The organism is Halorubrum miltondacostae (assembly GCF_041379815.1).
Classification (GTDB): domain Archaea; phylum Halobacteriota; class Halobacteria; order Halobacteriales; family Haloferacaceae; genus Halorubrum; species Halorubrum miltondacostae.
Genome location: NZ_JBEDNY010000002.1, coordinates 429,147 through 450,215, shown reverse-complemented (window position 1 = coordinate 450,215; position 21,069 = coordinate 429,147). Strand labels below are relative to the sequence as shown.

23 protein-coding genes are annotated in these 21,069 nt (G+C 69.7%); 8 read left to right on the top strand and 15 right to left on the bottom strand.

Going from position 1 to position 21,069, the window contains the following annotated elements; all coding sequences use genetic code 11:
- Nucleotides 1–13: 13 nt before the first annotated feature.
- Complete coding sequence (locus ABNG04_RS07805) at nt 14–463, bottom strand: DUF7518 family protein (RefSeq protein WP_371161514.1); 450 nt, start codon at nt 461–463, stop codon at nt 14–16.
- A gap of 219 nt (nt 464–682) precedes the next feature.
- On the opposite strand from ABNG04_RS07805, the gene ABNG04_RS07800 reads away from it, so the two are divergent.
- The 3 genes from ABNG04_RS07800 to ftsZ all read left to right on the top strand — a co-directional run bounded on the left by ABNG04_RS07800 (nt 683) and on the right by ftsZ (nt 2,921).
- Nucleotides 683–1,309, top strand: coding sequence for a double zinc ribbon domain-containing protein (locus tag ABNG04_RS07800; RefSeq protein ID WP_371161512.1), 627 nt, complete (start codon nt 683–685; stop codon nt 1,307–1,309).
- A 204-nt stretch (nt 1,310–1,513) separates the two neighbouring features.
- Nucleotides 1,514–1,693: a transcriptional regulator CdrS gene (gene cdrS / locus ABNG04_RS07795; RefSeq protein WP_006111915.1), complete on the top strand. Its 180-nt coding sequence runs from the start codon at nt 1,514–1,516 to the stop codon at nt 1,691–1,693.
- Nucleotides 1,694–1,697: 4 nt separating this feature from the next.
- Nucleotides 1,698–2,921 (top strand): cell division protein FtsZ, encoded by a 1,224-nt coding sequence (gene ftsZ / locus ABNG04_RS07790; protein WP_371161510.1) that lies wholly within the window; start codon nt 1,698–1,700, stop codon nt 2,919–2,921.
- Nucleotides 2,922–2,976: 55 nt separating this feature from the next.
- Here the strand turns inward: ftsZ and ncsA are convergent, their stop codons facing one another.
- The gene (gene ncsA / locus ABNG04_RS07785) at nt 2,977–3,957 is read right to left on the bottom strand and encodes a tRNA 2-thiolation protein NcsA (protein WP_371161508.1); all 981 of its coding nucleotides are present in this window, start codon (nt 3,955–3,957) and stop codon (nt 2,977–2,979) included.
- Nucleotides 3,958–4,083: 126 nt separating this feature from the next.
- Here ncsA and ABNG04_RS07780 point away from each other — a divergent pair, with 126 nt between their 5' ends.
- Entirely contained in the window at nt 4,084–4,602 is a 519-nt protein-coding gene (locus tag ABNG04_RS07780; protein ID WP_371161506.1) for a DUF4442 domain-containing protein, read from the top strand.
- A gap of 27 nt (nt 4,603–4,629) precedes the next feature.
- Here ABNG04_RS07780 and ABNG04_RS07775 read toward each other — a convergent pair whose 3' ends face one another.
- From ABNG04_RS07775 to ABNG04_RS07760, 4 genes are all read right to left on the bottom strand, one after another.
- Nucleotides 4,630–5,388 (bottom strand): response regulator, encoded by a 759-nt coding sequence (locus ABNG04_RS07775; RefSeq protein WP_371161504.1) that lies wholly within the window; start codon nt 5,386–5,388, stop codon nt 4,630–4,632.
- Between the two features lie 78 nt (nt 5,389–5,466).
- A complete protein-coding gene (locus ABNG04_RS07770; protein WP_371161502.1) occupies nt 5,467–6,414 on the bottom strand; it encodes an alpha/beta fold hydrolase in 948 nt (315 codons plus the stop codon).
- Nucleotides 6,415–6,567: 153 nt separating this feature from the next.
- Nucleotides 6,568–7,725 (bottom strand): methylmalonyl Co-A mutase-associated GTPase MeaB, encoded by a 1,158-nt coding sequence (gene meaB / locus ABNG04_RS07765; RefSeq protein WP_371161500.1) that lies wholly within the window; start codon nt 7,723–7,725, stop codon nt 6,568–6,570.
- Nucleotides 7,726–8,145 carry a cobalamin B12-binding domain-containing protein gene (locus ABNG04_RS07760; protein ID WP_297887312.1) on the bottom strand — a complete coding sequence of 140 codons (420 nt, stop codon included), beginning with the start codon at nt 8,143–8,145 and terminating at the stop codon, nt 7,726–7,728. It abuts the gene before it with no gap.
- A 146-nt stretch (nt 8,146–8,291) separates the two neighbouring features.
- On the opposite strand from ABNG04_RS07760, the gene ABNG04_RS07755 reads away from it, so the two are divergent.
- A complete protein-coding gene (locus ABNG04_RS07755) occupies nt 8,292–9,167 on the top strand; it encodes a VOC family protein (RefSeq protein WP_371161498.1) in 876 nt (291 codons plus the stop codon).
- 37 nt (nt 9,168–9,204) lie between these two features.
- On the opposite strand, the gene ABNG04_RS07750 is transcribed toward ABNG04_RS07755, so the two are convergent.
- The 5 genes from ABNG04_RS07750 to ABNG04_RS07730 form a co-directional block, all read right to left on the bottom strand.
- Nucleotides 9,205–10,257 (bottom strand): sodium:calcium antiporter, encoded by a 1,053-nt coding sequence (locus tag ABNG04_RS07750; protein WP_371161496.1) that lies wholly within the window; start codon nt 10,255–10,257, stop codon nt 9,205–9,207.
- Nucleotides 10,258–10,411: 154 nt separating this feature from the next.
- Complete coding sequence (pstB, locus tag ABNG04_RS07745) at nt 10,412–11,245, bottom strand: phosphate ABC transporter ATP-binding protein PstB (RefSeq protein ID WP_371161494.1); 834 nt, start codon at nt 11,243–11,245, stop codon at nt 10,412–10,414.
- A gap of 1 nt (nt 11,246) precedes the next feature.
- On the bottom strand, nt 11,247–13,013 hold the full coding sequence (gene pstA, locus ABNG04_RS07740; RefSeq protein WP_371161492.1) for a phosphate ABC transporter permease PstA: 1,767 nt from the start codon (nt 13,011–13,013) through the stop codon (nt 11,247–11,249).
- Nucleotides 13,013–13,987 carry a phosphate ABC transporter permease subunit PstC gene (gene pstC, locus ABNG04_RS07735; RefSeq protein WP_371161490.1) on the bottom strand — a complete coding sequence of 325 codons (975 nt, stop codon included), beginning with the start codon at nt 13,985–13,987 and terminating at the stop codon, nt 13,013–13,015. The genes pstA and pstC overlap by 1 nt, the downstream gene beginning before the upstream one ends.
- Before the next feature lie 56 nt (nt 13,988–14,043).
- Entirely contained in the window at nt 14,044–15,048 is a 1,005-nt protein-coding gene (locus ABNG04_RS07730) for a PstS family phosphate ABC transporter substrate-binding protein (protein WP_371161488.1), read from the bottom strand.
- A gap of 229 nt (nt 15,049–15,277) precedes the next feature.
- Between ABNG04_RS07730 and ABNG04_RS07725 the strand changes: the two genes are divergently transcribed.
- Nucleotides 15,278–15,571 carry a DUF7853 family protein gene (locus ABNG04_RS07725; RefSeq protein ID WP_371161487.1) on the top strand — a complete coding sequence of 98 codons (294 nt, stop codon included), beginning with the start codon at nt 15,278–15,280 and terminating at the stop codon, nt 15,569–15,571.
- A 31-nt stretch (nt 15,572–15,602) separates the two neighbouring features.
- Here ABNG04_RS07725 and ABNG04_RS07720 read toward each other — a convergent pair whose 3' ends face one another.
- From ABNG04_RS07720 to ABNG04_RS07705, 4 genes are all read right to left on the bottom strand, one after another.
- On the bottom strand, nt 15,603–17,774 hold the full coding sequence (locus ABNG04_RS07720) for a (Fe-S)-binding protein (protein ID WP_371161485.1): 2,172 nt from the start codon (nt 17,772–17,774) through the stop codon (nt 15,603–15,605).
- A 94-nt stretch (nt 17,775–17,868) separates the two neighbouring features.
- A complete protein-coding gene (locus ABNG04_RS07715; protein WP_371161483.1) occupies nt 17,869–18,582 on the bottom strand; it encodes an energy-coupling factor transporter transmembrane component T family protein in 714 nt (237 codons plus the stop codon).
- On the bottom strand, nt 18,579–19,349 hold the full coding sequence (locus ABNG04_RS07710) for an energy-coupling factor ABC transporter ATP-binding protein (protein WP_371161481.1): 771 nt from the start codon (nt 19,347–19,349) through the stop codon (nt 18,579–18,581). The genes ABNG04_RS07715 and ABNG04_RS07710 overlap by 4 nt, the downstream gene beginning before the upstream one ends.
- Nucleotides 19,346–19,927, bottom strand: coding sequence for a biotin transporter BioY (locus ABNG04_RS07705; RefSeq protein WP_371161479.1), 582 nt, complete (start codon nt 19,925–19,927; stop codon nt 19,346–19,348). The genes ABNG04_RS07710 and ABNG04_RS07705 overlap by 4 nt, the downstream gene beginning before the upstream one ends.
- Before the next feature lie 156 nt (nt 19,928–20,083).
- Here ABNG04_RS07705 and ABNG04_RS07700 point away from each other — a divergent pair, with 156 nt between their 5' ends.
- Nucleotides 20,084–20,314, top strand: a complete 231-nt coding sequence (locus ABNG04_RS07700; RefSeq protein ID WP_371161477.1) for a ribbon-helix-helix domain-containing protein — start codon at nt 20,084–20,086, stop codon at nt 20,312–20,314.
- Entirely contained in the window at nt 20,307–21,026 is a 720-nt protein-coding gene (locus ABNG04_RS07695) for a queuosine precursor transporter (protein WP_371161475.1), read from the top strand. Before ABNG04_RS07700 ends, ABNG04_RS07695 begins: the two co-directional genes overlap by 8 nt.
- Nucleotides 21,027–21,069: the final 43 nt, after the last annotated feature.

Sequence of the window (21,069 nt, the reverse complement as noted above, 5' to 3'; positions counted from 1 at the left end):
CGGAGGCGACCGCTTACGCGACGATGATGTCGTCGGTGTCGCTCGACTCGCCGTCGTCGTCCTCGGCGGTCTCCTCGGGCTCCGCGTCGGCGTCGGGCGTCGTCGCCGACTGCTCGGGGACAATGACGTCGCCGCCTTCCTCCGTGCCCGCCTCGGCCCCGTCGGACGACTCCTCGACGGACTCGAACACGTCGACGTGGTCGTCGGAGTGGGTGTTCCGCTCGCCGCCGGACGCGGCGGCAGCATCGTCGGTCGCGGGCTCGTCGGCGGTCTCGCCGGCGTCGGCCGCGTTCGGTTCGGAGCCGGCCGTCGCGCCGGCGGCGTCGGCCTCGACCGCGACCGACCGCTCGTCTTCCAGCTGTCGGACGCGCTCTTTCATCTCGACGAGCTCTTCGGTGAGTCCGTTGACCGCCGCCTGTAGCTCCGCGACCTGCCGTTCGAGGTCCTCGACGCGGTTACTCATATACACACGTGTGCTCGCGCGACGCGTATAAATCTGCGTCAGACACACGTGTGACCAATTACCACGATTCGGGCGCCCGCGGCGGGATTCGGCCCGCGCCGGCGGAGTTCGGCGGGCGTCGGCGCGGAATCCGTCCGTGTCCGACCGAATGTATCTGAACTGTGAAACGTGTCAGACGATGGGGGAAGATACTAGTACCGACCGCCGGATCTGTTGGGTATGAGCAAGATCACCTTTCGGGCGGACGACGACCTCGTCGACCGCTTGGAAGCGTGTGACGCCTCCAAGAGCGAGGTGATGCGGGAGGCGCTCCGAGCGCACCTCGATGGGGCCGAGGCGGGGGCGAGCGCGTCCGACGCGTCCGACGCCTCGAACGAGAGCGTCGACGACGCCCTCGCTGACCGCGTCGACGAGCTGATCGTGGAGCGACTCGACGCGGCGCTCGACGAGCGGATCGGCCCGGCGGGCGGTGCCGCGGCGCCCGTATACCCGCACGGAGCACCCAGCGACGTCAACGTAAACGTCACGCTCGACGCGCCGTCAGCCGAACCGACCGACGCGGATGAGGCGGTCCGTGTGACGGGTGAGACGGCCGACGACGCGGAGTCGAGCGCGCATAAGACGGACGCGAGCGCGGGGAGCGGCCCGGGCGCGCAACCGCGCGAGAGCGCCTGCGGCGGCTGCGGCGAGACGGTGCCCAGAGAGCACGTCTACTGCCCGAACTGCGGCGAGAAGCAGTCGCACCGGGCGTTCTGCGAGTGCGGCGACGAGCTCCGGACCGACTGGGCGTTCTGCCCGGGCTGTGGGCGTCGAACCCCGGCGGCAGACGTCTTGAAAGACAGATAACAGGTTGTAAGCGCCTGTATACGACAAACGCGGTGTTTGTCTTACAACTGCCGATAGCTTTATATGAATAGCCTCGGTGATTCAAGTTGCGTAAGACGGTCGTCTTACAGCGGCCGTCCGGAGCGGGGCGAGATCCCGTTCCCGGACGACGCCGAATTGTAAGACACACGCGTCGCGTGGACGCCGTCTTACCGGGGGAATACAATGGAGCGTGTGACACTACGAATTCCGAAACAGCAGATCGACGAGGTCGAACAGATGGTGGAGACGGGCGAGTTCCCGAACCGGAGCGAGGCGATCCGGTCGGCCGTCCGCGATATGTTGAACGAACAGGACGGCGAGCGCGACGAGCGCGGCCGCAACCGCAGCTGGGCGAAGGTGTAAACAAATGCAAGATCTCGTTCAGGACGCCCTCGACAACGCGGAAGCGGAGAAGCGCGACATGGACGTCGACATGGACGACGAGTTCGGGGACCCTCGGATCGTCATCGTCGGTGCCGGCGGCGCCGGGAACAACACGGTCAACCGCCTGTATAACATCGGCGTCGACGGCGCGGACACCGTCGCTATCAACACGGACAAACAGCACCTCAAGATGATCGAGGCCGACACCAAGATTCTCGTGGGCAAGTCGCTCACGCAGGGGCTCGGTGCCGGCGGCGACCCCAAGATGGGCGAGCGCGCCACGGAGATGGCCCAGGGGACGATCAAAGAGGTGCTCGGCGACGCCGACCTCGTCTTCGTCACCGCCGGTATGGGCGGCGGCACGGGCACCGGCGCGGCGCCGGTGGTCTCGAAGATCGCCAAAGAACAGGGCGCCATCGTCGTTGGGATGGTGTCGACGCCGTTCAACGTCGAGCGCGCCCGCACGGTGAAAGCCGAGGAGGGGCTCGAAGACCTCCGCAACGAGGCCGACTCGATCATCGTCCTCGACAACAACCGCCTCCTCGATTACGTCCCGAACCTGCCGATTGGGAAGGCGTTCTCCGTGATGGACCAGATCATCGCGGAGACCGTAAAGGGAATCTCCGAGACGATCACCCAGCCGAGCCTGATCAACCTCGACTACGCGGACATGTCGACGATCATGAACCAGGGCGGCGTCGCGGTCATGCTCGTCGGCGAGACGCAGGACAAGAACAAGACCCAAGAGGTGGTCAACGACGCGATGAACCACCCGCTACTCGACGTCGACTACCGCGGGGCCTCCGGCGGGCTCGTACATATAACGGGCGGTCCGGACCTCACGCTGAAGGAGGCCGAGGGGATCGCGAACAACATCACCGAGCGGCTGGAGGCGAGCGCCAACGTGATCTGGGGCGCGCGCATACAGGAGGAGTACAAGGGCAAGGTGCGCGTCATGGCGATCATGACGGGCGTCCAGAGCGCGCAGGTGCTCGGCCCCTCCACCCAGAAGCAGGCCGACAAGTCCCGCGCCGCGGTCAACAGCGAGGACCTCGGCGACTCGCGCTCGCGGGCGGCCGAGGCGAACGAGGCCGCGGGCGGCCGCGGCGAGCCGGCGGTCTCCGGCGGCGGCGACCGCAGCGCGTGGGAGTCCGACGGCGGCAGCGACCAGATCGAGAAGAACAACGGGCTCGACGTCATCCGCTGACCTCGACCGACCGGACACTGACCGCAGTTCGTTTTTTCGCGCGCCGACGCGTGTCTTACACCGCTTCGATCGACGCCAACAGTCGGCACTTCCGGCAGACATCGCGGCTCGTCTTGGAGCCGCAGCGCTCGCACTCCGAGACACCCGGGTTCTCGTCGCCCTCGTCACCGTCCCCGCGGTAGGCGTCGGCCGCGAGCGCGGACAACTCCTCGTAGCCGGCCATGATCGAGTGACGGGCGCCCGGATGGTTCTCCTCCAAGGCGTGGATCGTCGACTGGATCTCGCCGCGGTACGCCTCCTCGGCGTGGGGGCACTCCGCCATGTGCGTGGGGAGGTCGCGGACGTGACAGTACAGCGCGATCTCCTTCTCGGGCACGTCGCGGAGGGGCTTGGCGCGGGGGACGAACACGTCGGTGTCCCCGCGCTCGTCGAAGGGGCCGAGCGAGGCGTCGAAGTGTTTCGCGACCTGTCGGACGTCGCCCTCGAGGAAATTCATCATCGCGGTCTGTGCCTCGTCGTCGAGGTTGTGGCCGGTAAGCAGCTTGTCCGCGTCGAACTCGGCGGCGTAGTTCTCCAGTAGGTCGCGGCGGAACACGCCGCAGTACGCGCACGCCGCCATGTCCTCGGGGTCGTCCTCGACCACGTCGTCCATTCGAACGCCGAACTCCTCCTCGTAAGACACGAGCTCGTGGCGCATCGAGAGGTCGTCGGCTAGCTCCACGCAGGCGTCGACACTGGCGTCGCGGTATCCCTCGATCCCCTCGTGGATTGTCAAGGCGAGCATCTCGACGCGGGGGTCGCGACCGAACACGTCGTCCAAGATCGTCGTCAGCGCGACGCTGTCTTTCCCGCCGGAGAGGCCGATCACCCAGCGGTCGGGGTCATCGGGGGTCGCGTCCGGGTCGAGGAGGCCGTCGTCGCGGACCCGACGCTTCACGCGCTTCTCGACCGACTGCCGGAGGTGTTCGCCACAGAAGTGGGCCCCGGAGTAGGCGGCGTGGTGGATCGCGTCGGCCCCGCACTTGTCGCACTCCATCGGTGTCGGGTTGCGGTCGCGCGGGGATACCCGTTTCGGGCTCCGTCGGACGGTCGCGCCGGACAACCGCCGGTCGGTTGTCGCCGGTTCCGACACCGGTTTGTCGCCGGCCCGCCGCGGATCGCCGTGAGCGATTCCCCGACCGGGGTCGACCGCGACCCCGACCTGCGACCCCTGCGAGAGAACCCACCGGCGGAGAGCCGCCGGACGCGGCTCTGGCGATACGGGTTCAACCTCCTCCCCGCGTACCGGGGCACCGGGGCCCGGGTCGACCACATCGCCGCCGGCTGGCGGTACGTTCGGATCCGGGTCCCGTTGAACTGGCGCACCCGCAACGCGGTCGGCACCATCTTCGGCGGCAGCATCTACGCCGCCGTCGACCCGGTGTACATGATGATGCTCCGCCGGGTCCTCGGCGACGAGTTCACGGTGTGGGACAAGTCGGCCGCGCTTGAGTTCATCGAGCCCGGGCGCGACACGCTGTACGCCGAGTTCGAGCTCCCGGCGGCAGAGACCGAGTCGATCCGCGAGGAACTCGACGCGGGCGAGTCGACCGACCGCGAGTACCTCGTCTCGCTCGTCGACGAGGGCGGGAGGGTCCACGCCGCCTGCGAGAAGACGCTGTACGTCCGCCGCGACGAGTGAGAGACCGTCGGCAGAGGCGGGCTCGGCTCAGTCGTCGGCCGCGCGCGCGACGGTGTCGAGCGGCGACACCGAGATGACCAACCGGTCGTCGGCGGTGGTGCTGACCATCTTCGACTCGGCGAAGCGGCTTCCGTCCGCTCGGAGCCCCGTGCTCGTCCCGCTCCATCGCTCTCCTTCGGTCACGGCCGGGATGATGTGCGTGCGGATGTGCTCGACCTCGGGGTCCGGGTGGACCCGCTGCCACGGTTCGCCCTCGAGCTCCTCGGGGTCGTACCCGTACAGGGCGCCGTACTCCTCCCCGACGAACTCGAAGGTCCCGTCCGGGCTCACGGTACAGACGCCGTCGAGGGCGACGTCTCGGGGGCGACCGTCCTCGAAGCCGGCGTCGAAGCGCCCGGACTCGCCAGCTTCGGCGCGCTTGACGCGCCGGAGCAGCGCGGTGTAGCCGTCAGCTCCCCCGTGCTTCGAGACGTAGTCGCTGACGCCCGCGCGGACCATCTCGGCCGCGATCTCGTCAGGCCTGGTCGCCGAGAAGAGCAGGAACGGGAGCTCCGGTTCGACCTCGCGCGCCGCCGAGAGCAGTTCGACGCCCGTCAGGCCGGGCATGTCGTAGTCGCTGACGACGCAGTCGAACGACTCGCGCTCGACGCGGCGGAGCGCCTCGCGGGGGTCCGTCTCGACCGCAGTCTCGCAGTCGAGGTCGTCGTCTCGTTCGAGGTACGTCGCCACGAGCCCGGCCAACCCCGGTTCGTCGTCGACGCACAGGAGGCGAAACGTGTCCGTCATAGCGAGCCCTCGACGAGTGGCGTACTTATCCGTGATCGTTCGATGTTCAGGACTGAGAATCGCAGGTGAGACCGGTCGCTACGCCGTCGCGCCGGCGACGAGCGCCTCCTCGACCGTCTCGACGAAGCGGTCGGGGTGTTCGACGTGCGGGAGTAGCCGCGCGCGGTCGAAGACGACGAGCCGCGCGTCCGCCGCGTCGGCGAGCTCGCGGCCGTCCGTCAGGGGGCTGACGGTCGCCTCCCGGCCCCAGACGATCGTCGGCGGCACGTCGAAGTCGGCGAGCGCCGCGGCGAGGTCGATCTCGCTGTTGAGCGTGCCGGAGACGAACGACGCGGGCGCGAACCGCGCGTTCTCGACGTGGGTCGTGCGCCACTCGTAGTCGGTCCACTCCGCGCTCGGGTTCGCGGGGTCGTCGTAGCCGTGGTCGGCGTTGAAGTAGCGGATCGACGGCTTCGACGTGATGACGTTGAACAGCGCCCGCCCGACGAGGGGCGCGCGGAGCAGTTCGCGGAGCCACCCCTTCGCCGGGCTCGGCCCGGCGGTCGCGGTCGGGCAGACCCCGAGGAACCCGCTCAGCTCGACGCCGCCGCCCGCGTCGTCGACCGCGGCGGCCGCGTACGCGGCCGACAGCGAGGAGGCGACGACGGCCGCCTCGTCAAACTCGGCGAGGAAGTCGTGGACGAAGTCCTCGTACAGCGCGGCGGAGTACCGCAGCGGCGGCCGGTCGGAGCGCCCGTACCCGGGGAAGTCGGGCGCGACGACGTGGTAGTCGGCCGCCAGGTCGTCGAACACCGCGCGCCACTCGCCGGAGGACCCGGCGGCGTTGATCCCGTGGAGCAACACGAGCGTCCGGTCGTCCGGGTCGCCCGCCTCGGTGTAGGCGACGTTCATCCCGCGCCAGCGGAAGGTGCCGTCGTCGCCGTCGAGCGGTGACTCCAGTTCGCCCTCGTATTGGAGGCCGGTGTTGATGGCGGCGATCGCGCCGACGCCGAGGGCGGCGCTTCCGAGGAGGTTCCTGAGCTTCATGCGAAACTGTTGGTTCGCTGGCGACTTATACCCGTGGGACGCGGCGGTACGGTGGGATCGATTCCGCGGTCGTCGTCGGGAGCCGCGGACGATCGCCGCGGTCACCGTCGAGGGGCGTAGACGATCGCTGCGGCCGCCGTCGGAGCTCCGTAATCAGTCGTCGCGGTCGCCGTCGGTCGCGTCGTCGACGCAGTCGGCGATCGGCCCCACGATCGCCTCCGCGACAGCGTACGGGTCGGTCTCACGGTCACGGACCCGCTCCGCGAGGCGGTCGATCCCGCCGCGACGCTCGATCTCGGCGGTCGCGAGCGCTCCCACGTCCGCCCGCACGAGCGTCCGGATCTCCTCGGCGTACCGGCGTCGCTCGGTCGTCTCGATCTCGCCGGAGTCGCGCAGGTACGTCGCGTGCGCGTCGAACGCCTCGATCAGCGAGTCGACGCCGTCGCCGCTGTTCGCGACGGTCTCTAACACCTCGGGCGTCCACGAGTCGGCGGCGTCCCCAGAGCGGTCCCCCTCGGCCGCCGCGTGACCGCCGTCGTGAGACTCCGCCGCGTGACCGCCGCCGGTCGGGGCCGTCGGGGTCGCGCCGTGGTGGCCGGCACCGCGGCCCGTCGTGCCCCCCTCGCGGCGGTGGACCATCTCCTCTAGCTCGGCGACGGTCCGCTGTGCGCCGTCCATGTCGGCCTTGTTGACGACGAAGACGTCGCCGATCTCGAGGATGCCGGCCTTCAGCGTCTGGACGTCGTCGCCGGAGCCGGGCTGGACCAGCACCGCGACCGTGTCGGCCGTGCGGACCACGTCGACCTCGTTCTGGCCGGCGCCGACGGTCTCCAGCACGACGATGTCCTTCCCGAACGCGTCGAGCGCCTTCACCGCGTCCGCGGTCGCGGTCGAGAGGCCCCCAAGCTGGCCGCGCGCGCTCATCGAGCGGAAGAACACGTCCATGTCGCCGACGTTCGACCCCATCCGGATGCGGTCGCCGAGGACGGCGCCGCCGGTGTACGGCGAGGAGGGGTCGACCGCGATCACGCCGACCGTGTCGCCGCGCTCGCGGTAGGTCGCCGCCAGCTTGTCGACGAGCGTCGACTTCCCCGCGCCGGGCGAGCCCGTGATCCCGATCACGTCCGCGCCGCCGGTGTGCTCGTGGAGCGCGGAGACGATCGCCCGGTACCCGGGAGTCCGGTTCTCGATCTTCGTGATCACGCGGGCGAGGGCGCGGTGGCTCCCGGAGAGGAGGTCCTCGACGAGCGCGGCGTCCGCGTCGGAAAGCGTCGGGGCGTCGGCGAACGCGGGTGCGTCCGGCCCGCCCATCTACGCGCGCTCCGGGACGTTGTTCCGGATGAACTCGATCGTCTCCTCCATCGGCGTCCCGGGGCCGAACACCTCGGCGACGCCGAGCTCCTTCAGGTCGGCCTCGTCCTCGTCCGGGACGATCCCGCCGACGAGGACCAGCGTGTCGTCGAACGCGTCGTACTCTTTGAGCCCCTCGATAACCTTCGGGATGAGCGTGTTGTGCGCGCCCGAGAGGATCGAGATGCCGAGCACGTCGACGTCCTCCTGGACCGCCGCCTGGACGATGTCCTCCGGGGCCCGGTGGAGCCCGGAGTAGACGACCTCGAAGCCGGCGTCGCGGAACGCCCGCGCGATCACGTGTGCGCCCCGGTCGTGGCCGTCGAGCCCGACCTTCGCGACCAGACACCGGACGGCCCGTTCCTGCTGTTCGGCGCTCATGCCATACGATGAGTCGCGTGTCGGTTTGATTCTAACGGAAGAACAGGAAGGTTCGCTCGGCGTCGGTCCGGCTCCGCGCTGCGCGGTCAGGGCGAGCGGGATCCGCGACCGACGCGTTGAACGCGGCGGCGACCGTCGGACGTCGCATGACCGACGACGCCCACTCCGGTCGGCTCCCCGCCGAGACGCGGATCGGTCGCGCGGCGCTCCGAGTCGTCGACCTGGACGAGACGACCGCGTTCTACCGGGACGTGGTGGGGCTCTCCGTCCTTGACCGCGATGAGGAGCGCGCCGCGCTCGGGGTCGACGGGTCCGTCCTGCTCGTCCTGAGACGCGACGCCGACCGCCCCGCCAGGAACCGGACCGACGCCGGCCTCTTTCACACCGCGTTCCGGGTGCCAACGCGGGCCGCACTCGGGGAGGCGCTGGGACGCGTGCGCGAGCGCTGGCGGCTCGACGGCGCGTCCGACCACCTCGTCAGCGAGGCGCTGTACCTCGACGACCCCGAGGGGAACGGCGTGGAGATATACCGCGACCGCCCCCGCGACGCGTGGCCGACCGACGGGGACGGGTCGGTGCGGATGGCGACCGACCCGCTCGACGTCGAGAGCGTCGCCGCGGCCGCGGGCGAGTCTGGCCTCGTCGACCGCGCGCCGCTCGACACCGATGTGGGGCACGTCCACCTCGAAGTGACCTCGCTGTCGGCGTTCGAGGCGGTGTACGTCGAGGGGCTCGGCTTCGAGACCGGAATGCGCGGGCCGGACGTCCGGTTCGTCGCGGCCGGCGGCTACCACCACCACCTCGGCGCGAACACGTGGCGGGGGCGGACGACGCCGGCGGCGGGACGGGGGCTGGCGTGGTTCGAGGTCGTTGTCCCCGACGCGGGGGCGCTCGACGCGGTACGGGCGCGACTCGACGCGGTCGCGGCCGAGCGCGACGTCGAGTTCGCCGTCACGGAGCGCGGAGACGGGATCGCCGTCACCGACGCCGACGGGATCGAGGTCCGGGTACGGACGGCGTAGCCGACCGCCGCGGACCGACCCCGGGACTGCGGGCCGGTCAGCTGACGATCGTCCGGAGCGTCGACTCGGTCAGGAAGGCGGTGATCCCGAGCGCCTCGGCCGTCATCCACCCGAGGAACACGGCGTACATCGCGAGGAAGACGTACCCCTCCTCGGTGGAGATCTCGAAGTCCGTCGCGGACAGCACCACGACGACGAGCGTCGTATAAAATAGGAACAAGAGTAGGGGGACGGAGGTGAGGAACCCGATCGACACGCCGCCGGCGAGGATGACGCCGATCGGCAGCGCCGCGACGAGATTGAACGTGTTCGTCCCGAAGACGTTCGCGACGGCCGCCCGCTTGTCGCCCGCCTGTCCCATCTTCACGCCGACGAGGAGGTCCGGGAACGAACTCAGCACAGACAGCACGGTCACGGAGATCAGGAACGGCGGCGCGCCGAGCGCGTCGGCGACCTGAAGCGTCATGCCGATCATCGACTCGACGCCGACGAGCACGACGGCCAGCCCGCCCGCGAACAGGCCGAGCTGCTTCGGGACGTTCGTCGACTCCGCCCGCGTCCGGTCCGACGCGCCGCTCTTGCCGCCGACGAGCAGGACGACGTACACGCCGTACAGCACCAGGAGTCCGACGCCCATCTGCGGCGTGATCCGAGCGAGCTCCCGCCCGTCGGTGCCGAGGACGCCGAGGGCGATCACGCCGAAGAGCGCGAGCACCGCGACGGTGTAGAAGATGGCGTCGCGGTAGACGATCCCCTGCGTCGTCGTCGTGTCGCCGCTGGTGATGGCGACGGCGGCCGGGATGACCAAGATGTTGAACACCGCCGTGCCGATGAGCGCGCCGGCGCCGACGCCGAACTCGCCGAGGACCAGGACGGAGATCACGATGATCGCGAGCTCGGGGAACGACGTCGCGGCCGCGACGATCAGACCGCCTTGGATCGCCTGCGAGACGCCGAAGTGGTCGCTGATCTTCGAGGTCGTGGACTCGACGACGTTCGCGCCCTTCCAGGTTAACAGGAAGCCGGTCAGGCCGAGCGCGACCCAGACGACAAGCGACTGGTCGCCGATGAGTTCGGAGAGTATCGTCACCGTGCGATCGGTGCGCACGGAGCCGATTAGTGATTCCGGAAAGTCGGGCCGAGGCGGTCGGCGCTGCGTCGGTCCGCCGTACGGCGCCCGCAACACGTGGCGACCGCATCGCGTCGAGGGGCGTTCCGGATCTCCGAGCGACTGTCGAGGAACGCTATCCGAACTTGCCCGTGATGTAGTCCTCGACGCGCTGCTCTTCGGGGTCCTCGAAGATCTTCGCGGTGTCGTCGTACTCGACCAGCTCGCCGCCGGTGAGGAACACGGCGGTCCGGTCGGAGATCCGCGCCGCCTGCTGCATGTTGTGCGTGACGATGATGACCGTGTACTCCTCCGCGAGGTCGTCGATGAGGTCCTCGATCTTCGAGGCCGCGACCGGGTCCAGCGCGGAGGTCGGCTCGTCCATCAGGATGACCTCCGGGTCCGGCGCGATGGCGCGGGCGATACAGAGCCGCTGCTGTTGCCCGCCGGAGAGTTCGAGCCCTGAGGAGTCGAGCTGGTCTTTCACCTCGTCCCACAGCGCCGCGCCCTTCAGCGACTCCTCGACGCGCTCGTCGACGTCGCCGTCGAACCCCTGGATCTTTAGCCCGTACGCGACGTTGTCGCGGATCGACTTCGGGAACGGGTTCGGCTTCTGGAACACCATCCCGATCTTGCGGCGGAGCGCGACGGGATCGACGTCGGCGTCGTACACGTTCTTGCCGCCGAACTCGACGTCGCCGTCGACCCGGCAGATCTCGATCATGTCGTTCATCCGGTTGATACACCGAAGGAACGTCGACTTCCCGCAGCCGGAGGGGCCGATGAGCGCGGTGACGCGCTTCTCGGGGATCTCCATCGTCACGTCGTCGATCGCCTGCTCGTCGCCGTAGTAGACGTTCAGGTTCCGCGCCGCCACCGCGGTGCCGGCGGTCGTCGCCGCCCGGTCGTCGTTCGAGTCCGCCTGTACCTCCGTCGTGATGAGCGAGTCGTCTGATCTGGTGTTACTCATGTTAGCTCCCTCGTTCCGCGCGGTTACGCAGCAGAATCGCCGTCCCGTTCATGCCGACGAGGATGAGAAGCAGCGTGATAACGCCTGCGGCGACGACGCCGTACCGGAAGTCGGCCTGCGGGAGGCCGGCCCACGTGTAGATCTGCATCGGCATGGCGCTGAACCGGCTGAACAGGCTGTCCGGCGCTCGGAACACCGTCGTCGCCGCGCCGATCATGATCAGCGGCGCAGTCTCCCCGATGGCCCGACCGAGCGCGAGGATCGTCCCCGTGAGGATGCCCGGCATCGCCTCGGGGAGCACGACGTTCTTCGTCGTCTGCCAGCGCGTCGCGCCCATGGCGTCGGAGCCGCGCCGGAGGTCGTCCGGCACCGACCGGATCGCCTCCTGCGCGGAGATGATCGTGATCGGGAGGATGAGCAGCGAGAGCGTCAGCGCCGCCGTCACCGCCGTCCCGATGCCGAGCCCGAGGAGGTTCGCGAACAGCCCCAAGCCGAGCAGCCCGTAGACGACCGACGGGACCGCCGCGAGGTTCGCGATGTTTACCTGAAGGATCCGCGTCAGCGTTCCGAGCGGCCCGCTTCCCGGGGTGTACTCCTCGAGGAAGACGGACGTGCCGACACCGAGGGCGAACGACAGCACGGCGACCAGCGCGATGATGATGACGGAGCCGACGATGGCCGGGTACAGCCCCGCGTCGGTCGGCGTCCGAGACGGTGCGTTCGTGATAAACGACCCGTCGAGCCACGGGTCGGGGGCCGGGACGCCCCACGCCTCGACAATCAGGGCTCCGGCGATCACGCCCGCGCCGAGGAGGAGCGGGAGCCCGAGGCCGACGAGCCCCTCGCCGGCGTCGACCACGCGCGAGACGTACACCGCGGTCGGCACGCCGGTCAGGACGAGGACGAGGAGGACCGTGGGGCCCGGGAGCCCGACGCCAGCGGCGAGAAACCCGCCGGCGGTCGCGACGGCGAGCGGGAGGCCGGCGACGAGGGCCGCGACGGTGCGACCGCTGCGCTCGGCGACGAGGAGCCCCCCGGCGGCCGCGACCGGGACCGCAACCGTCCAGAGGTAAATGAGGACGTCGGAAGGGTACGTGGCGACCACGTCGCGGAGGACCACCGCGGCGATCAGCCCGGCGAGGGCGACCGGGACCGCCGCGGTCTGCGCCCGGGGGGTCGATCGACGCCCGCCGATCGCGTACAGCCCGACGGCCGGGAGGACGCCGAGCGTGTACGCGAGGAACCACAGCAGCGGGTCGAACACGAGGAACAGCGTGCCGACCGCGAGCCCGATAGCGGCCCCGCCGACGAGCCGACCGAGGAGCCCGAAGCCGACCGCCCCGGCGCGGCCGCCGCTCCCGACGTACGCGAGGTACGCCAAGACCGGTGCGGCGACGACGAAGAGATACGCGAGCTGCCAGTTGAGTCGGGGGATCGGTGCGATGAACGCCTCAATCGCGGTGAACAGCGCGGCGACGGCGACAAGGCCACCGCCGAGCGCACCGAGCGCGCGTCGGGTGACCTCGCGGTCGTTGGCGCTGTACAGGCAGAACGCGAGGAAGGGCACGACGAGCGTGAGGAAGTACGTGAGCAGCCACTCGGGGCTGGCGTTCGCGAGGTCGAAGGCGTCGATGGCGACGTACACCAGCAGGACGCCGAGGGCGACGAGGCCGAACACGCTCGCGCCGAACGAGAGGTACTCGAAGACGATCCCGCGGACCCGGCTGACCTCGCCGAACCCGTCCGCGTTCGCGTTGTCGGTCGCCATCAGTACTCCTCCCGGTAGCGTTGCGCGATGATGTCACTGAGTATGTTCATAACGAGCGTGACCGCGAACAGCGCGAGGCCGAGCGCGAACATCGAGTTGTACGGGAGCGTCCCGCCGGTGAGGTCGCCGCCGGTGATCTGGACCATCGCGACGGTGATGGTCATCCCGGACTCTAAGAGGACGTCGGCGGGGTTGACGAAGGGGATCCCGAAGAGCGCCTGCTGGACTTCGGGCATCCGCGCCTGGGCGCCCATCGCGACGACGACGATCATCGTCTCGCCGATGGCGCGGGAGACGGCGAGGATGTACGAGGAGGCGATCCCGGAGATCGACGCCGGGACGACGATCCCGGTCGACACCTCGAACTTGGTCGCGCCGAGCCCGTAGCCGGCCTGTCGGAGCTCGTCCGGCACGGCGCTCATCGCGTCCTCGGAGATCGACGACACCATCGGGATGGTCATGATGCCGACCATGATCGACGCCGACAGCGCGTTGAAGGTGCTCATCTCCGGGAACAGCGTCGCCTTCAGCGCCGGGGTGACGTACACGAGCGCGAAGTACCCGTACACGACCGTCGGGATGCCGGCGAGGATCTCCAGGAGGGGTTTCAGGATCGACCGGGCGTTCGGCGTGGCGTACTCGCTGAGGTAGATGGCGGTCAGCGTTCCGACCGGGATCGAGATGAGCGCCGCCGTGATCGTCACGACGAGCGTCCCGATCAGGAGCGGGATGATACCGAACGCCTGGCCGCCGCCGGCCGGGTTCGGGCTCCAGTTGGTCCCGGTGAGGAACTCGAGTATCGAGATCGATCTGAAGAACACCACCGCGTCCGACAGGAGCGTGACGAAGATCGCGGCCGTCGTGAGCAGCGTGATCGCGGCACACGCCGCGAACAGCCCGCCGTAGGTACCCTCCCGCAGTCGTTTGAGCCCGTCCCGCCGGGTCAGGTCCGGACTCTCTGTGCTGTCAGTCACGAACGGTGGGGTATCGAACGCTGTCGTAAATCAATACACCGGTTCATCGCGCCGGCTCAGCCCTGGGCCTGTTCGATCGCGTCTTCGAGCTTCTGCAGTTGCGCTTCCTGCGTCTCCTCGGTCGCGGGCACGTACCCGACATCGTTGGCGACGAGCTCCTCGTTCGTCGTCTGCTCGACGAAGTAGCGGGCGAACTCCGCGATGTGCTCCTCGGCCAGCGAGGAGATGGACGCGTAGGTGTACAGCGGCCGGGAGAGCGGCGTGTACTCGCCGGAGGAGGCGGTCTCGAGGCTCGGCTCGACTGGCCCGTCGCCGTCGTCGATCCCGAGCGCCTTCAGCTGGTCGGGGTTCTGGAAGTAGTACGCGAAGCCGAAGTAGCCGATCGCGTACTCGCTCCCGGAGACGCCCTGGGCGATCGTGTTGTCCTGCTCGGTCGCCTGGTACTCGCCGGTGTGGCCCTCATCTTCGAGGATCGCCTCGATGAAGTAGTCGTACGTGCCGGAGGTGTCGGCCGCGCCGAACCGCTCGATCTCCTCGTTCGGGAACTCGTCGCGGACCTCGTCCCACGTCTGGGCGGGGTCGGACTTCCAGATCTGGGCGAGCTCCTCGGTCGTGAGCGAGTCGATCCAGTCGGCGTCGGGGTTGACGACGACGGTGAGCGCGTCGGTCGCCGCGATCAGCTCGACGTACTCGACGCCGTTGTCCGCGCACAGCTCCTCCTCCTCGGGCTGGATCGGGCGGCTCGCGTTGTTGAAGTCGGTGTCGCCCGTACAGAAGAAGTTCGAGAAGCCGCCGCCCGAGCCCGTGGGGCTGATGTCGGGGTCGACGCCGGGGTGCTCCGCGGCGAAGTCCTCCATGACGGCGCTCATCAGCGGGAAGACGGTGCTCGAGCCAGCGATGTTGATCGGACCCGACAGCGAGTCATCCCCGCCGTCGGAGCCGTCGCCGCCGTTCCCGCTCTGCGTACAGCCGGCGAGGGCCAGCGCCCCCGCGCCGGCGAGCGCCGAGAGCGATTTCCGCCGTGTGATCGCCGCGGTGTCCGCGTCGTGGCTGGAAGCCATCACCCGTGTCTGGGCGAGTTCCGGTTAAGTAGTATGCTATGAACGGTACAGGGGGGCGCATACGGCCGGGTAAAGCTATGCGCCAGTATATATTCTATATAGAGCTATATACTTTTGCGGACTGCGGCCGTGAGACGGAGGCGAACAGGCTCAGACGGTCCCGCGGCGGCGGCTCCGACCGCAAACGGGGACGTGGTTTTAAGTACCCGTGCCGGGAGAAGCCGGACGAATGACCCCTCCCACGACAGACGAGCCGCCGGCGCCGACGGCTTCCCGGGAAGAGGCATGGGTGGCTCACGCCGCGCTCCTCGACGCCGCGCGGAACGCGACCGACGAGGACGCCGCGTACCGCCGCCCGATCGAGTCGATAGAGCGGGGCGCGGCGCTCGACGACGAGGGCGTCGCCCTGCTCCGGGACGCGCTCGTCGACTACCTCGGCGACGCGCCGGTCCGCGACCGCGCCCCCGGACGGGCCCTGTTGCGGCGCACGGACGAGGCGGGCGCGCAGTCGCGGCGCGCGTAGGTCGCCGGTCGCGAACGGGAGCGGCCGAGCGTCAGCGACCGGCGTCGACCGCCTCGATCAGCAGCTCCGCCACGTCGACGATCTCGATCTGGTCCTCGAAGTCCCCCGTCTTCCGCCCGTCCTCGAACATCGTCGTACACATCGGACAGGCGACGACGAACTTCTCGACGGCCGCGCCCGCGTCCGTGTCTTCGACCGCCTCGCGCAGGCGCTCCTCGCTCGGCTTGACCTCTTCTTCGTGTTCGGTCCAGAGCCCGCCGCCGCCGCCGCCGCAGCAGAACGAGTCGTCCCGCGACCGGGGCATCTCGTGGAGGTCGGCGCCGGTCGCTCTGATCAGCTCGCGGGGGGCCTCGTACTCGTCGTTGTACCGCCCGAGGTGACAGGGGTCGTGGTAGGTGACGGTGTAGTCGAGCTCGTCGCCGGAGAGGCCGAGCCGACCCTCGCTCACCAGCTCCTCGACCACCTGCGTCCAGTGGAACACGTCGACCGCGCCGTCGGCGTTCCACGGCTCCTCGCGGTCGAAGGGCATCATCGGGTCGTCCGCGAACTCCGCGAAGTCGACCTCGGGGTACTCGTTTTTGATCGTGTTGTACGAGTGTGGGTCGGTACAGACGATGTTCTCGAACTCGCAGTCGGCGAACGTCTCGACGTGGTGGCCGGCGAGCTCGAGGTAGAGGAACTCCTCGCCGATCCGGCGGATGTCGTTGCCGTCCGTCTTCTCGTCGTCGAAGAGGATGCCGAACGAGACGTCGGCCTCGTCGAAGAGGCGGGCGAGCGCCCGCGCCACCTGCTTGTTCCGGTCGTCGAAGCTCGGGTAGTCGCCGACGTACCAGAGGTACTCCACTTCGGTCTCGCGGGCGTCCGGGACCGGAACGTCGTCGAGGTCGTCGGCCCAGTCGCCCCGCTTCGACTGCGACTCGCCGAAGGTGTTCCGCTTGCCCATCACGTCTTGGAACACGTCTTGGAGGTTCGAGTCGACCGCCCCCTCGTCGACGAGTTGGCGGTTCATCTTCGTGAAGGAGGTGAGGTGTTCGATGTCGACCGGGCAGGCGTCCATACACGCCATACAGGACATACAGGACTCCATCGACTCGGCGTCGATGACGCCGCCCTCGTCGGCGACGATGGGAACGGTGCCGCCGTCGGCGGCGGTCCCGCCGTCCGTCGCCACCGCGCCGCCGGAGCCGGCCACCGGGTCGTCGCTCACCGACTCACGGTACGCCTTCAAGTCGAGGATGACGTTCCGCGGGTCGAGGTTGCGGCCGACCGTGTCGGCGGGGCAGGCGTCGGTACACCGCCCGCACTTCGTACACGCGTCGCCGTCCATCAGCTCCTTCCACGTGAAGTCGTCGAGCGACTCCGCGTTCGTGTGGTCGAGGTCGGCGGGGACGTTCGGGAGCCGCGCGCCCGCCTTCTCGTCGCGGGCGACGACGTTCGCGAACGACGAGAGCATGTGGAACGGCTTCGCGTACGGGATCCACGCGACGAACGCGAACGCCAGCAGCGAGTGGCTCCACCAGAGGACGCCGTACGCCGCCTCGGCGCCCGCGGCCGTGAGCCCGGCCGTCTGGAATGCGGTCGCGAGCGCCATCCCGACGAAGCTCACCGTCTCGGTCGCCCGCTGCGGCTGACCGACCATGCTCACGCCCTCGACGACGAAGCCGCCGACGCCGAGCAGGAAGAGAGTCCAGAGGAACGCCGCGTCCTCGAAGGAGGAGTGTTTGCTCCACAGCCGCCCCTCACGGGTCCGGTAGCGGCGGTACCCCGCCATCCCGACGCCGACAACGAACAGCAGCCCGAACGCGTCGACGGCGAACTGGTAGGCGAGGTAGAAGTCCCCGACCCAGAACGACTCCCCCGTGAGCGGGCGGTAAACGTCGATATCGATCCCGAGGATGGTCGTCGCGACGAGCAGGGTGAGGAAGCCCCACAGCACGAAGGTGTGCATCACGCCGGTGTAGAGGTCCCCGTCGAACTGGTTCTCGTTCGTGAGGACGGTCTTCGTCGCCCCGACCACCCGGCCGGGGAGGTTCGACAGCCGGTCGCGGGGGTCCGCGCTCCCGCGCGCGTACGCCGCGAACCGCGCGTACACGCCGTACAGGAAGACGAGGACCGCGACGGCGGCGAGCCAGTAGAACGCGGCCTTCCCCATCGGACCGATGGTCCAGAACGTCTCGCGGGTGGCCGCCTGTAAGGGAGTCATGATCGATCACCGGGATAGAGTCGGGTTAAAACTTGCCACAACGAGGAGTTCGCCGCGCGGCGTTCACGCGGCGCGACCGCCGGACTGCGCGGAGTCACGCGATCCGGACGATGGTCGCCGCGATCAGGGCCGCGGCGAAGGCCAGCGCCGGGGCGTCGACGCGGCGGAACGCCAGCCGCGGGAGCGTCGGGTTCCACGCAAAACACCGGGCGACGAGGGCGGTCCCGAGCCGGTCGGCCCGGGAGAACGCCCGCAAGAGGCCGCCGACCGCGACCAGCCGCATCCGCTCGCGGCGGGACCGCTCCGCGCCGAGTCGGGATCGGACCGCCGCCCGTGAGGCCGCGAGATCGCGTTTCAGTAGCGGCAGGAACCGGAAGACGAGCGCGACGCCGACGCCGAGGAAGACGCCCGCCCGTCCCGGGATCGTCCGCTGGAGCGCCGCGCGCGACTCCCGCACCGGAGTCGACCGCACGTACGCGGCCGCGACGACGAGCAACAGGAGGACACGGTAGCTCGCGAGTCCCGTCGCGGCGGCGCGCTCGACCCGAAACCACGGCGCGCCGACGGTCGCACCCGCGACGAGCGGGGCGAAGAGGAGGACGGGCAACGCGACGCGGTACCCCCACAGGTCCCGCGCGCCCCCGTCGGCGGCGCGCAGGCAGCCGACGGCGGCGAGCGTGAGGAGGGCGAGCCCGCGGGGCGTGGTGTAGGCGTACGCGGCGACCGCGAACCCGACCTGGACGAGCAGCTTCGACCGCGGGTCGAGCCGGTGAGCGAGCGAGCCGCCGGGGACGAACGAGAGCGTCATTCGGCCGGAGTCGCGAGCTCTCCGCCTTGGGGGACTCGCACGTCGAGTCCGGGCAGCGCCGAGATCGCCTCCGAAGGCGGCGCGTCGACCGCGATCCGTCCGCCTGCGAGGCCGACGATCCGGTCGGCGAGCGCGGCGACGTCGCGGAGGTCATGGGTGACGACGACGACGCTCGTCCCCCCCTGGTGAAGCGCCCGGAGTCGGTCCACGACTGATCGCCGCGCGGGCTCGTCGAGGCCGGTGAACGGCTCGTCCAACACGAGGTGGTCGGGCTCCATCGCGAGCGCGCCGGCGATGGCGATGCGCTCGCGCTCGCCCCCCGAGAGGGAGTCGATCCGTTCGCGACCCCGGCCGGTCATGTTCACCGCCGCGAGCGCGTCCGCGACGCGCCGGTCGATCTCGTCGTGAGAGAGCCCGAGGTTCTCCGGGCCGAACGCGACGTCCGCCCCGACGGTGGCGGCGACCAACTGGTCGCGCGGGTCTTGGAACACCATCCCGACCGCGGAGCGCGCCGCGACGAGGTCCTCGGCGACCGGAGTCCCGTTCACCGTTACGGTGCCGGCGTCCGGCTCGACGAGCCCGTTGAACGTCCGGACGAGCGTCGTCTTACCCGAGCCGTTCGCGCCGGCGACGACGAGGAACTCGCCGTCGGGGACGGTGAGCGACGCGTCGTCGACGGCGACGGTGGCGGCCGAGCCGTCGGAGTCGGCGTCCGCGCCGTCCCCGCCGCGGCCGTACCGGCACGTGACGCCGTCAAGCTCGATCACGCCGCGGCGATCGCGTCGGACCTGACGACGCCGACGGCGGCGGCGATCTTCAGGGCCTCGGCCGGCAGGAACGCGACCGCGCCGACGGTGATCGCCTCGATCGGCCCGAGCGACAGCACCAGCGCGAGGCCGGCGACCCCGAAGCCGTAGATGACGACGGTGCCGAGGACCATCGCACCGACGAGCGTCGGGAGGCCGACGGCGTCGAGGTCGCGCAGCGTCGCGCCGCGGTGGACGACCGCGCCGACGACCGCCGCGGCGACCGGGTACGACCAGAGGTAGCCGGCCGACTGGCCGACGAGTGCCCCCACGCCCGCCGAGCCGCCCTCGAAGACCGGTGCGCCGAGCGCCCCGGCCGCGAGGTAGAGGACGAGCGACGCCGGGCCCCAGACGGGGCCGAGGAAGATCCCGGCGAGGAAGATACCGAGCACCTGGAGCGTCACGTTCACCGGCGAGGCCGGATTGGGGAACGTGACGTACGCGAATGCGCCGACCAGCGCCGCGAACAGCGCGGCGCGGGCGAGGTTCGTCGCCGCCTCGTCGCCGACGAGATCGACGGACTCCGTGTTCGTTGCCATGCCTGAACGGTCTCGTAAACCCACTTCAACGTAGCGGTTTACGAACTTGGTGCGGGACGATGCGGGCGACCGGGTTCGTCGGAGGAGTACCGGGAGTGCCCGCCGATAATCCTCAGATAATAACGTTCATCCCCACTCGGCGCCCACGACGCGAGTATGCCGAAAATAAGCGTCGAGATCCCGGCGGAGCTGCTCGACGACCTCGACGAGCACGTCGGCGACGACGGAAAGTTCGTGAACCGCAGCGACGCGGTCCGCGCGTCGATCCGGAAGACGCTCGACCTGCTCGACGAGATCGACGCCCGACACGATCGCCTCGACGACGATTCCCCGTCGACCGCGGCGGGTTCCGGAAGGAGCGGGTCGGCGGGGGAAACCGATGAGTAGCCGGACGGCTGCCGACGACGCCGGCCCGTTCCGGACCGACCCGCTGGACCGGTCGGCGGTCGCGGCGGTGGCGCTCGTCACGCTGTTCACGGTCGCGCTCGGGACCGCGCAGCTCACCGCCGCGAAGGTGCTCGCGTTGCCGCTCCCGTTCTCGCTGCCGGTGGTCGGCGCGGAGATCCTGCTGCCGGGCGCCGCGCTCGCGTACGCGCTCACGTTCCTCGCCTCCGACTGCTACGCGGAGCTGTACGGCCGGCGGGCGACGCAGGTGGTCGTCAACGTCGCGTTCCTCGCGAACTTCCTCGTGCTGGCGCTGGTGTGGTCGACGCTCGCGGCGCCCGGGGTCGACCCCGAGGTGTCCGCCGCCTTCCAGACGGCGCTCGGACCGGCGGCGAACGTCGTCGCGGGCAGCCTGCTGGCGTACGTCGTGAGCCAGAACTGGGACGTGTTCGTCTTCCACGCGATCCGCGACCGTACGGGCGAGGCGATGCTGTGGCTCCGCAACATCGGTTCGACCGCCACGAGCCAGGCGATAGACACCGCCATCTTCGTCGGCGTCGCCTTCTACGCCGCCCCGCTCCTACTCGGCGTCGGGCCGGTGTTCGACCCGCCTGCGCTGCTCGCGCTCGGGCTGGGCCAGTACCTGCTGAAGCTCGCGATCGCCCTCCTCGACACGCCGCTCGTCTACCTGATCGTCGGCGCGGTCCGGAACTGACAGCGCCGACCGCGTTCGGCGTCGGCTCCGCTTCGCTCGCTGT